This window comes from Roseburia sp. 831b, assembly GCF_001940165.2.
Lineage (GTDB): Bacteria > Bacillota > Clostridia > Lachnospirales > Lachnospiraceae > Roseburia.
This window is the reverse complement of the sequence record NZ_CP135162.1, coordinates 2,728,038-2,740,194: the sequence shown is the minus strand read 5'-3', so window position 1 is coordinate 2,740,194 and position 12,157 is coordinate 2,728,038. Positions and strand designations below refer to the sequence as shown.

The following is a 12,157-nucleotide window of genomic DNA, read 5'->3' as shown; positions in this document are numbered from 1 at the left end:
CCGCAGGAGTGTGGCGGATAACAAGGAGGTTTACATGGAACAGCAACAGGAAGTGAAGATGACATATTCAAAAGTTCTCGCAAAAGAAGGAAAACGATACGTGTCGGTATCGTTTGAGCGTGGGAAGGATTTGGCGGAAGGAAGTATTCCCGCTTGTAAGATACAAAGAAACCAGGGATTCTCGGATGAAGAGATTTGCCACTTAGAGGATTATCTAGTGGCAAATTGTGATAAAATTATGGACATGGCAAAACAAATCAGCAGTATTAAGCATTTATTTTAAGGAATGATGGAAAAAGTGGGTTCATAAGCTAGAAGAAAGAGAAAGTAAGAAAGAGGCGAAATGAACTATCTTTGGGCAGGCATGATATTGCTTGGAATTTTTTATGCGGCATTTCATGGAACATTGCCAGAAGTGTCGAAAGCAGCAATCGACTCGGCGAAGGAGGCGGTTATGCTTTGTGTGACAATGCTTGGTGTGATGTCGTTCTGGGTCGGATTCATGCGTATTGCACAAAAAGCAGGTCTGATGAAACAGGCAGAAAAAGGGCTTCGCCCGATTCTTCGGTTATTGTTTCCGTCGCTGCCAAAAGACCACATTGCCAACCAATATATTGCGGCCAACATGATTGCCAATATCTTTGGGTTAGGGTGGGCGGCAACTCCGGCAGGGTTAAAGGCAATGGAGGCGCTGGCAGACTGGAATGAGGAAAACTGTAAACGTTATGGCACGACAAAGTACAGAGCGAAAGAGATTGCCTCGAAGGAGATGTGTACCTTTTTGATTCTAAATATTTCATCCTTGCAGTTGATACCGGTCAATATTATTGCGTACCGGGGGCAATATGGAAGTACAGCTCCGCTTGCAATTGTCGGGCCTGCGATTGCGGCAACCTGTTGCAGTACGGCCGCAGCGGTTGTTTTTTGCCTGATTCGAAACAGAAGACGGTAGCATATTTTATGTGTTCTATTGTCGTTACAAGATAAAATATCTGACAATTTAACAAAAACCATTAAGAAAACAGAATGTTTGCCCGATATAAGTATTAGAACAAAAAGAAATATGCACCCAAGGAGGGGAGAACAGCAGCATACCAAGAAGGTAGTATTCTACAAGTTCAATCAATTGTCATCGTAAGCAGACTCACAGACTTTGGAAACAGACCAAGAGAAGAGCAGCCAAAGAAGAAAAAGACAACAGAGTTTGGACGCGTATTAGAGGAGGCAGTTGGGGCAGCAAAGCCGAAAGAGGTAAAATGCGTTTCTACTGGTTACACAAAATACGCGACCAAGACAGAATTCTTATACGATAAAAGAGAGTACAATTAGTACTCTCTTTTATCGTGTAAGAATCGGGTATTAAAAGTTAACTTACAGTTTCCTTGTTGGCAAATTGCACAAAGGCAAGTCAATTTTGTTCGGATGAGTGAAAAAAATTTTAAGTATGCCTGATGAAAGGTATCTCATCCGTGTGCCATATTTTATGGTGTGACGGAAAATGACGGAAAATGACAGAAAATGATTGAAATGAAATACAGAGTGTGTTAGACTGTCTAAGAAAATATTGTTGGCACATGATGAGGTGGTATTTCATGAAAAATATAAATTTATTCCAGCTTACAAAGCGTATTATTGTGTTTCTTGCAGGTCTTTTGATTATTCAGACAGGAGTTGCAATCTTTATCCAGACGTCGATTGGAGCAGATCCATTCACTATTTTTACAACGGGAATTGCGCGTCTGTTGCATATGAACGTCGGCAATGCCAATCTGCTTTTGTCGATTCTTTTTACACTTGTAATCATTGCGGTGTTCCGTGAGTGGAAACAGATTAATATCGGAACAGTGATGGCACTAATGTTCGCCGGTGTATGCATCAATTTGATGAACCGTGTGATTATGCCATTGTCGTTAGGAAACTTTCCGGTTCCGGTACGACTTTGCTTTGTGGTAGTCAGTTGTATTCTGATTGCCATTGGATTTTCCATGGAAAAAGCATGCGACCTTGGTGTTGCACCGAATGATTTGTTCATTCTTATTTTTACAGATAAAACAAAACTGGAATATCGTTTTGTCAGAATTGGAATCGACCTTACCTTTTTAACGGTTGGATTCTTACTTTGCGGTGTAGATACATTTGGTTCTACACTCGGATTTGGAACCGTGTTAAATGCGCTGATTCAGGGACCGCTCATCCAATTCTTTATGGAGCGCGTTGAGAAGGTAATAAAACCATTGATTGCATCTGATGGAACGAAAAAACAGATCCCAGAAGGTTCAGAAGAATAAAATAGTTCTAAAACCATTTAGTTGCACATACAATAAACTAAAGGAAAAAGGAAACAAAGCCACATGAATTTTCTGGTCTTTCTGTCGAACGCAATCCTTCCGTTTTTGGTCTTTTTCATTGTAGGAATGGGCATTTTAATGAAACAAAATGTCTACGAACAATTTTTGGAAGGGGCAAAAGATGGATTCCAGACTGCGATTTCCATCTTGCCGACACTGATTGGTCTCATGGTAGCAGTTGGGATTCTTCGGGCGTCCGGTTTTTTAGATGCGATAAGTGCAGTTCTTTCTAATATTATGGCGCTGTTTCATTTTCCGGCAGAACTGGTACCGCTTGCTTTGGTAAAAATGTTCTCCTCTTCTGCGGCGACGGGGCTCCTTTTGGATTTGTATAAAGAATACGGTACAGATTCCAGGCTGGGGCTCATCGCCTCTATCATGATGAGTTCCACAGAGACAATTTTTTACACCATGTCGGTTTACTTTATGGCGGCACATGTAAAAAAGACGCGTTACACACTGTGGGGCTCGTTGGTTGCAACGTTTTTTGGCATTGCGGCAAGCGTATTTTTTGCAGGATTCTGTGGCGTATAGCACAGTCATGCAAAGTAACTTTTTCGAAAAATTTGACAAATGAAAAGAAAACTCCTATAATAAATATCGTTGACGCGGGATGGAGCAGTCTGGAAGCTCGTCGGGCTCATAACCCGAAGGTCATAGGTTCAAATCCTATTCCCGCAACTCATAAGCACCGGAAGAAGCCGAATGGACGGTTTTCCGGTGCTTTTTTAACACAGAGGTGAAAACGATGGATGAATTTTTAAAATGGGTAAAAGAATCAGATAATATCGTATTTTTTGGCGGAGCCGGGGTATCGACAGAGAGTGGCATTCCCGACTTTCGAAGTGTGGATGGTTTGTACCATCAGAAGTATGACTATCCGCCGGAAACAATTTTAAGCCACACATTTTACATGCGCCATACAGAGGAATTTTATCGTTTTTATAAGGATAAAATGCTGTATTTGGATGCAAAACCGAATGAGGCGCACAAGAAGCTGGCAGAGTTAGAACAGGCAGGAAAACTAAAGGCTGTGATTACGCAGAACATCGATGGACTCCATCAGGCAGCGGGAAGCAAGAAAGTCTTAGAACTTCATGGAAGTGTTCACAGAAATTACTGCACCAAGTGTAGAAAGCTGTTTTCCGCAGAGTATGTGCTTTCGTCCGATGGACTGCCACGTTGTGATGCGTGCGGCGGACTGATAAAACCAGATGTCGTATTGTACGAGGAAGGTCTGGATGACCAGACGATGAGAGAGGCGATTTATTATATTGAACATGCAGATATGTTGATTATCGGTGGCACTTCTCTTGCAGTATATCCGGCGGCAGGTCTGATTGATTATTATAGAGGAAACAAACTTGTATTAGTCAATAAATCGACAACCCCGATGGATGACAGAGCGGATCTTTTGATTCAGGGAAGCATTGGGGAGATTTTTTCAAAGATAGAGGTATAAAAAGATGATTCAATATGAAGTTGGAGATGTTGTTCGTCTGAAAAAACAGCATCCATGTGGAAGCAGCGAGTGGGAAATCTTACGTGTTGGAGCAGATTTTCGTTTGAAATGTATGGGATGCGGCCATCAGATTATGATTGCAAGAAAATTAGTAGAGAAAAACACAAAAGAAATTAAGAAAAAAGCTTGAAATTGTGAAAAAAACATGGTATAGTAGATGCTCGTGATATATTAAATTATCCTTGCTCATTCCAATTGAATGGGCCAGAGACCAAAAGGAGGAAAAATTCGCATGAACAAATATGAATTAGCACTCGTTGTAAGTGCAAAGATCGAAGATGATGCGAGAACAGCTACAGTAGAAAAGGCAAAAGATTACATCGTACGTGCCGGTGGTACTGTAACAGAAGTAGAAGACTGGGGTAAGAAGAAATTAGCTTACGATATCCAGAAAATGAGCGAAGGCTACTACTACTTCATCCAGTTCGACGCTGAAGCAACAGTTCCAGCAGAAGTTGAGCAGGACGTTCGTATTATGGACAATGTTCTTCGTTTCTTATGCGTTAGAAAAGACGAGGCATAGAATAGAACCGTTTTGAGGTTCCATAAAACCATAGGTTTCTTAGGACTATAGGTTTGTTAGAACCCATAGGTTCTGACTTGAAAGAGAGGAAAGAAATCGTATGAACAAAGTTATTCTTATGGGACGATTAACAAGAGACCCTGAGGTTCGTTATTCACAGGGTGAACAGGCAACCGCCATTGCAAGATATACAATCGCAGTCGATCGTAGATTCAGACGTGACGGAGATCAGCAGACCGCTGATTTCATCGGATGTGTAGCATTCGGACGTGCCGGTGAATTTGCAGAGAAATATTTCCGCAAAGGAACAAAGGTATTAGTGACAGGCCGTATTCAGACAGGAAGCTATACTAACAAGGACGGACAGAGAGTTTACACAACAGATGTTGTCGTAGAAGAGCAGGAATTTGCTGAAAGCAAAAATGCATCTGCTGAGAACAGTGGATTTGCACCTGCCGACAGACCATCACCAAGCAGTGCTGCAGGGGATGGCTTCATGAATATTCCGGATGGAATTGATGAAGAGTTACCATTTAACGATTAATAGGAGGTAATTATCATGGCTTTCAATAAAGAAGGTAGAGACGGCGCTCCAATGAAGAGACGTCCAATGCATAGAAGAAAAAAAGTTTGTGTTTTCTGTGGAAAAGATAACGTTATCGATTACAAAGATACAAACAAATTAAAGAGATACATCTCTGAGAGAGGAAAGATTCTTCCTCGTCGTATCACAGGAAACTGTGCAAAACATCAGAGAGCGCTTACAGTAGCAATCAAGAGAGCACGTCACATCGCTCTTATGCCATACGTTTGCGAATAAATTCCATACGGGTTGCCCGATTTGGAATCACATATGACAAAATGAGGTTAAGGCCAGCAATCCATTGGAGAGCTGGTCTTTTTTGCATATTGGATTCAGGTGTGAGACAATTATTTACTATTTTCAGGTGATACTTGTACAAAGTCATGTCTATTTTGTTCCGTTGTGCGAATATAAGAAAAGTCTAAGTATGCCTGGAGAAGGTTATTTTGTAGTGACGTGACCGGCATTCAACGAGCCCTCCATGGCTCGTGAAGCCTTGTTCTGCCATCCATGGCAGAGCATCACTGTGGAAGTTCAGGCATACTAAGATTTTCTAATATTCTTCCAAAGTCACGAAATAGACCTGCCTTTGTACAAGTATCACCTGAAAAATAATAACTAATTATCTCACATCTAAATTCAAGTAGAAAAGGAGAGGTGTTTCATATGACATATCAGGAAGTATTAGAAAGTGCGAAAACATGTATTGGCCCATATTGTAAGGCATGCAAGGAATGTAATGGAAAGGCTTGCAAAAGCCAGATGCCGGGGCCGGGTGCAAAGGGAGTCGGTGATACGGCGATTCGTAATTATGAGAAATGGAAAGAAATTCGTGTTCAGATGGATACGCTTTATGAAAATAAACAGATTGACACAACGTGTAATTTCTTTGGAAAGGAGTTCCGCTATCCTTTTTTTGCAGGACCAGTTGGTGCAGTAAATCTTCATTACGGAGAAAAATATGATGATATGAGCTACAACAAGGTGTTGGTATCGGCCTGTTCCAAGGCTGGCATTGCAGCATTTACCGGGGATGGAACGAACCCTGAAGTTGTGCGGTGCGCAGCAAAAGCAATCGGAGAGGAAAATGGTGCCGGAATTCCAACGATAAAGCCTTGGAATTTTGCGACAATCGAGGAAAAAATGGAGCTTGTGCATGAGGCAGGAGCATTTGCGGTTGCAATGGATGTGGATGCAGCCGGACTTCCTTTTTTAAAGAATATGGAACCGCCGGCAGGAAGTAAAACCGTAGAAGAATTAAAAGAGATTGCAGAACTTGCCAAGGTACCTTTTATTGTAAAAGGTGTTATGACTGCCAAGGGTGCAAGAAAAGCAAAAGAAGCAGGTGCAGCAGCCATTGTGGTTTCAAACCATGGCGGACGTGTGTTAGATTCCTGTCTGGCAACAGCAGAAGTGTTAGAAGAGATTGTGGCAGAAGTGAATGGAAGCATGAAAGTGCTTGTAGATGGTGGAATTCGCTGCGGTACCGATGTATTCAAAGCACTAGCGCTTGGTGCAGACGGTGTCTTAATCTGCCGGCCTTTCGTGACCGCTGTTTATGGTGGTGGCGAAGAAGGCGTGAAGTTATATATTGAAAAAATCGGCACAGAGCTTAAAGATACGATGGCAATGTGCGGAGCCACCAATTTAGGGGAGATTACCAAAGATATGGTTCGCGTTCCGGCGGACTGGAGATAAAAAATGTTTCGTTTTTTGAAAAATAAATGTTATGACAGCACGAAAATAGAGTGGAATCACCTTCTTTTTTCCTCAAAGGATTTATGGAAATTACTGATTCCAATTATGATTGAACAATTGCTAAATTCACTCATGGGAATGGTGGATACGATGATGGTCAGCAATGTGGGAAGCGTGGCAGTCGCATCCGTATCGTTGGTGGACTCTATCAATACGCTTGTCATTCAGGTGTTTGCAGCCCTTGCAACGGGGGCAGCGATTATCTGTTCCCAATATCTCGGACGGGGCGATAAAGAAGGCTGTAACAAGGCAGCCAGACAGATTTTTCTCACGGTGCTGGTAATATCGGTCTCGTTGATGTTGCTTTGCTTGATTTTATGTAAACCACTACTACGTCTGATTTTTGGCTCAGTCGAGCCGACGGTGATGGAAAATGCGATTGTATACTTTTTGATTACGGTTGTGTCTTACCCATTTATTGCGCTGTTTAACGCGGGTGGGGCATTTTACCGCTCTTGTGGAAATTCAAAATTTCCAATGACGATTTCCGTCACCTCCAATATCCTCAATATTACCGGAAACGCAATCTTGATTTTCGGATTTGGAATGGGGGTTGCGGGAGCGGCGGTTTCAACCCTGTTTTCCCGGATTTTCTGTGCGGTTGTGGTACTTTTTTGTCTGCGAAAACAAAAACAGGTGATTGTATTAAACCAATATGGAAAAATCAGGCCGGATTTTTCCATGATTCAAAAAGTTCTGTCTATCGGAATTCCGGCAGGTATTGAGAATGGAATGTTTCAATTTGGAAAGCTTGCCATCCAGTCCTCGGTATCCACGCTTGCAACCTATGCAATTACCGCCCAGGCGATGACGAATGTCTTTGAGAATCTGAACGGTATCGCCGCAATCGGTGTGGGAATCGGTCTGATGACGGTTGTCGGCCAGGCAATTGGAGCAGGAAGAAAAGAGGAAGCGAGATACTACATTGTAAAGCTGACCTGGTACGGGGAACTTGTGCTGATTTTTACGTGTCTGCTTGTCTTTATACTGTGCCGTCCCATCATGCGGATTGCAGGAATGGAGCAAAACAGTGCCGATTTGTGCTATGAGATGATGATTGCCATCACGATTGTAAAACCGATTGTGTGGAGTCTTTCTTTTATCCCGGCTTACGGTCTTCGTGCGGCGGGAGATGTGCGTTTTTCCATGCTTACCGCAACCTGTACGATGTGGTTTTGCAGGGTGGCGCTCGCCATCTATCTGATTCGTTTCTGCAGCTTTGGGACGATGGGAGTCTGGATTGGCATGTTCGCCGACTGGACGATACGTGGCATTATTTTTACCAAACGTTTCTTAGGAAAAAACTGGGAGAGAAAAAAGGTTCTTTCCTAAAATACAAAAATACTTTATCTTAAGTATGCAAAATGGTATAATCCATAGTAGTGTCACAGCGTTTTGTGGCGTTATGACCTTTGGACAGAAGTGTCTGGACAGAATGGAGATTGTTTATGAAAGGCAAAATAAAATTAAAAGGCAGACTGCGGAACCATTTATACTGGCCATTGATAGCGGGGGCGCTTTTGGTGCTGATGAATGTTCCGGTCTATTTTATCAGCCGCAGGGCAGGAGGAATCGTTTCCGGTTTTTCGGTTGTTTATTTAGGAGCAGCGTTTTACGGATTTTTCCGTATGAAACCGGTTCTGATAGATGAGCTGGTCAATTTTGCGACGCAGTACGGAACCGTGCAAAAGCAGCTGTTGAACGAATTTGAGATACCGTATGCATTGTTGGATTACAACGGCAAGTTTTTATGGGTAAACGAGCAATTTACGGAGATGACCGGAAAAGATAAAAATTATCACAAATCGGTATCGACGGTATTCCCAAGTATCACGAAGGAAGTGTTACAGCGGGAAGAGGAAGTGGAATCGGTCAATCTGAAATTAGAAGAGAACTATTACAGAGTGGCATTAAAACGAATTTATTTTGATTCCATTGCCAAAAAGAGTGATATTCTTTCCATGGCAGAGAGCGAAGAGTATCTGACTGCGCTGTATTTGTTTGATGAGACAGAACTGAACCGTTACATCAAGGAAAATGAAGACCAGAAGCTTGTCGCAGCACTCGTCTACATCGACAATTATGATGAGGCGCTTGACAGTATTGAGGATGTAAAACGTTCTCTTTTGGTGGCGCTGATTGACCGAAAAGTAAATAAATACTTTATGGAGATTGATGCACTTGTCCGTAAAATCGAAAAAGACAAATACTTTGTCGTATTTAAGTACAAATATCTGCGTCAGTTAGAAGAGGACAAATTCAGCCTGATTGAAGACGTTAAGACTGTAAAAGTCGGAAATGAGATGGCGGTCACCTTAAGTATTGGTGTCGGCATTGACGGACTTAACTACAACCATAATTACGAGCTCGCCAGAATGGCAATTGATCTTGCATTAGGACGTGGTGGAGACCAGGTTGTGGTAAAAGAAGGAGAAGAAATCTCCTATTACGGTGGAAAAGCAAAACAGGTAGAGCGTAACACCAGAGTAAAAGCCAGAGTAAAGGCGCATGCATTGCGTGAGATTATTGAAAGCCGTGAACATGTTGTGGTCATGGGTCATTCCATCAGCGATGTGGATTCCTTAGGAGCCGCAATCGGTGTTTACTGTGCATCCAAGACATTGGGTAAGAAGTGTCAGATTGTATTGAATGAGGTGACATCATCACTGCGTCCACTCGTAGAATGCTTCACACCGGAGAATGGTTATCCATCCGATTTGTTTATTAAAAATGATGAGGCACTTTTGATTACGAACCAGGATACCCTTGTGATGGTAGTAGACACCAACCGTCCAAATTATACAGAGTGTCCGGAACTGTTGAAACGTACGAAAACGATTGTCGTTTTTGACCATCACAGACAAAGTAGTGAGGTCATTGAGAATCCGGTATTGTCCTATATTGAACCGTATGCTTCCAGTGCATGCGAGATGATAGCAGAGGTATTGCAATATTTTTCAGAGAATATCAAGCTAGACCCGGCAGAGGCAGACTGTATCTATGCCGGAATTCTGATTGATACCAATAACTTCATGACAAAGACAGGTGTGCGTACGTTTGAGGCGGCTGCGTACTTGAAACGTGCCGGCGCAGAGGTAACCCGCGTCCGTAAGAAACTTCGGAATGATATGGATGCCTACAAGGCAAGAGCAGAAGCTGTCCGTCATGCAGAGGTATACCGTGGCGCATTTGCAATTTCCGTTTGTCCGGCAGATAAGATTGAAAGCCCTACCATCGTAGGTGCACAGGCTGCAAATGAGCTTCTAAATATTATTGGAATCAAGGCATCATTTGTACTGACTGAATACCAGGGCAAGATTTATGTCAGCTCCCGTTCCATCGATGAAATCAATGTACAGCTTATCATGGAGCGTTTAGGTGGCGGTGGTCATCTGAATGTGGCGGGTGCACAGCTGACAGACTGTTCGATTATTCAGGCAAAACACATCATTCAGGATACGATTGATGAGATGTTAAAAGAAGGAAATATCGTAGAATAAAATTTCAGATTGTATCAAATTCAGACAGAAATGAGGGATTCACATGAAAATTATTTTATTACAGGATGTAAAAGCATTAGGAAAAAAAGGTGAAATTGTAAACGTAAGTGACGGTTATGCAAGAAATGCCATTTTACCAAAGAAGCTTGGCGTGGAAGCAACTGCAAAAAACATGAATGATTTAAAACTCCAGAATCAGCATGCAGACAAAGTTGCACAGGAGAACTTAGAAGCCGCACAGGCGCTTGCAAAAAGCTTAGAAGATAAACAGGTCGTTGTAAAAATGAAAGCAGGAGAAGGCGGACGTACATTTGGCTCCATCTCTACCAAAGAGATTTCCCTTGCTGCAAAAGAACAACTACAATTGGAGTTAGATAAGAAAAAAATGCAGTTACCGGAAGCAATCAAATCATTTGGTGTTTACCAGGTGCCAATTAAGCTTCATCCAAAGGTAACCGGTACACTTGCGGTACATGTAGTAGAGGGTTAGGAGGAAATATTCATGGAAAATGATGCCTTGATTAAGCGCATTATGCCAAACAGCTTAGAGGCAGAACAATCTGTTATCGGTTCCATGATTATGGATAAAGATGCCATTGTGACCGCAATGGAACTACTGATAAAAGAAGATTTTTATCATCAGCAGTATGGTATTTTATTTGAAAGTATGATTGAGCTGTTCAATGCGGGACAGCCGGTTGACCTTGTGACCTTACAGAATAAACTGAAAGAAAAAGATGTGCCACCGGAGATTTCAAGTCTGGAATATGTCAGAGACCTGATTACCGCAGTGCCAACCTCTGCAAATGTAAAATATTACGCCAACATTGTAAAAGAAAATGCCATGCGCAGACAGCTCATCAAAGTCAATCAGGAGATTGAAAATGAGTGCTATGCAGGCACAGAGTCCTTAGATTTTATCATGGATAAGACTGAAAAGGACATTTTCGGATTACTGTCCAGCCGTCAGGGAAATACCGATTACACACCGATTCGTCAGGTAGTCATGAATGCCCTGGAAAAAATCGAAAAGGCAGCCAAAACATCCGGTACCGTTACCGGTATTCCGACCGGATTTGTTGATCTTGATTATCGTACTGCTGGTTTACAGCCATCTGATTTGATTCTGATTGCAGCCCGTCCTTCCATGGGTAAGACGGCATTCGTATTGAATATTGCACAGTATGTAGCGTTTCATGAAGATATGTGTACCGCAATCTTTTCACTCGAGATGTCAAAGGAACAGCTGGTAAACCGTATGTTTTCTTTGGAGTCAAGAGTGGATGCACAAAAGCTTCGTACCGGTAACTTATCCGACGCGGAGTGGGAGATGCTGATTGAGGGTGCCGGCGTAGTCGGCAATTCCAAATTGATTATCGACGATACACCAGGTATCTCCATCAATGAGATGCGAAGCAAATGCCGTAAATTTAAGTTAGAGCATGATCTGAAATTAATCATCATCGACTACTTACAGCTTATGACAGGGTCAGGAAGAACCGAGTCACGTCAGCAGGAAATCTCTGATATTTCAAGGTCCTTAAAGGCGTTAGCCCGTGAATTATCCTGTCCGGTTATCGCGTTATCCCAGCTTTCCCGAGCTGTGGAGCAGCGTCCGGATCATCGTCCGATGTTGTCCGACCTGCGAGAGTCCGGAGCCATCGAGCAGGATGCCGACGTGGTGATGTTTATCTATCGTGATGATTACTATAACAAAGACAGTGAGATGAAAGGAATCTCCGAAATCATCATCGCAAAACAAAGAAATGGTCCAATCGGAACGGTAAACCTCGTATGGTTACCTCAGTACACAAAATTTGCAAATATGGAGAAATAGCCGTCATTTTGTGTCGGAATAATACGACCGATTTTCATTGTAAGGCATGTCCAAACTCTTTATAATAAAAGAGAGGAAAAACAGGT

The 12,157-nt window shown here is 42.4% G+C and carries 14 protein-coding genes and 1 tRNA gene; all 15 read left to right on the top strand.

All coding sequences use genetic code 11. From position 1 onward, the window contains the following. Positions 1 to 34 precede the first annotated feature (34 nt). The 15 genes from BIV16_RS12645 to dnaB all read left to right on the top strand — a co-directional run bounded on the left by BIV16_RS12645 (position 35) and on the right by dnaB (position 12,071). Positions 35 to 283: a hypothetical protein gene (locus tag BIV16_RS12645; protein WP_075680467.1), complete on the top strand. Its 249-nt coding sequence runs from the start codon at positions 35 to 37 to the stop codon at positions 281 to 283. Between the two features lie 60 nt (positions 284 to 343). After that, a complete protein-coding gene (locus BIV16_RS12640) occupies positions 344 to 952 on the top strand; it encodes a nucleoside recognition domain-containing protein (RefSeq protein ID WP_075680466.1) in 609 nt (202 codons plus the stop codon). A 640-nt stretch (positions 953 to 1,592) separates the two neighbouring features. Continuing rightward, on the top strand, positions 1,593 to 2,288 hold the full coding sequence (locus BIV16_RS12635) for a YczE/YyaS/YitT family protein (RefSeq protein WP_075680465.1): 696 nt from the start codon (positions 1,593 to 1,595) through the stop codon (positions 2,286 to 2,288). A gap of 63 nt (positions 2,289 to 2,351) precedes the next feature. Then, positions 2,352 to 2,882 (top strand): spore maturation protein, encoded by a 531-nt coding sequence (locus BIV16_RS12630; protein WP_075680464.1) that lies wholly within the window; start codon positions 2,352 to 2,354, stop codon positions 2,880 to 2,882. A 73-nt stretch (positions 2,883 to 2,955) separates the two neighbouring features. Beyond that, a tRNA-Met gene (locus tag BIV16_RS12625) sits at positions 2,956 to 3,029 on the top strand. 67 nt (positions 3,030 to 3,096) lie between these two features. Then, on the top strand, positions 3,097 to 3,810 hold the full coding sequence (locus tag BIV16_RS12620) for an NAD-dependent protein deacylase (RefSeq protein ID WP_075680463.1): 714 nt from the start codon (positions 3,097 to 3,099) through the stop codon (positions 3,808 to 3,810). A 4-nt stretch (positions 3,811 to 3,814) separates the two neighbouring features. After that, the gene (locus BIV16_RS12615) at positions 3,815 to 4,000 is read left to right on the top strand and encodes a DUF951 domain-containing protein (RefSeq protein ID WP_075680462.1); all 186 of its coding nucleotides are present in this window, start codon (positions 3,815 to 3,817) and stop codon (positions 3,998 to 4,000) included. Between the two features lie 102 nt (positions 4,001 to 4,102). Further along, positions 4,103 to 4,393, top strand: coding sequence for a 30S ribosomal protein S6 (rpsF, locus tag BIV16_RS12610; RefSeq protein ID WP_075680461.1), 291 nt, complete (start codon positions 4,103 to 4,105; stop codon positions 4,391 to 4,393). Between the two features lie 100 nt (positions 4,394 to 4,493). Next, positions 4,494 to 4,937 (top strand): single-stranded DNA-binding protein, encoded by a 444-nt coding sequence (locus tag BIV16_RS12605; protein WP_075680460.1) that lies wholly within the window; start codon positions 4,494 to 4,496, stop codon positions 4,935 to 4,937. Between the two features lie 15 nt (positions 4,938 to 4,952). Then, a complete protein-coding gene (gene rpsR / locus BIV16_RS12600; RefSeq protein WP_075680459.1) occupies positions 4,953 to 5,213 on the top strand; it encodes a 30S ribosomal protein S18 in 261 nt (86 codons plus the stop codon). A gap of 429 nt (positions 5,214 to 5,642) precedes the next feature. Further along, entirely contained in the window at positions 5,643 to 6,674 is a 1,032-nt protein-coding gene (locus tag BIV16_RS12595) for an alpha-hydroxy-acid oxidizing protein (protein ID WP_075680458.1), read from the top strand. Positions 6,675 to 6,677: 3 nt separating this feature from the next. Beyond that, positions 6,678 to 8,066 carry an MATE family efflux transporter gene (locus BIV16_RS12590; RefSeq protein WP_075680457.1) on the top strand — a complete coding sequence of 463 codons (1,389 nt, stop codon included), beginning with the start codon at positions 6,678 to 6,680 and terminating at the stop codon, positions 8,064 to 8,066. A gap of 116 nt (positions 8,067 to 8,182) precedes the next feature. Then, entirely contained in the window at positions 8,183 to 10,234 is a 2,052-nt protein-coding gene (locus tag BIV16_RS12585; protein ID WP_075680456.1) for a DHH family phosphoesterase, read from the top strand. Between the two features lie 43 nt (positions 10,235 to 10,277). Beyond that, the gene (rplI, locus tag BIV16_RS12580; RefSeq protein ID WP_075680455.1) at positions 10,278 to 10,724 is read left to right on the top strand and encodes a 50S ribosomal protein L9; all 447 of its coding nucleotides are present in this window, start codon (positions 10,278 to 10,280) and stop codon (positions 10,722 to 10,724) included. Between the two features lie 12 nt (positions 10,725 to 10,736). Further along, positions 10,737 to 12,071, top strand: coding sequence for a replicative DNA helicase (gene dnaB, locus BIV16_RS12575; RefSeq protein ID WP_075680454.1), 1,335 nt, complete (start codon positions 10,737 to 10,739; stop codon positions 12,069 to 12,071). The last annotated feature ends 86 nt before the right edge of the window (positions 12,072 to 12,157 follow it).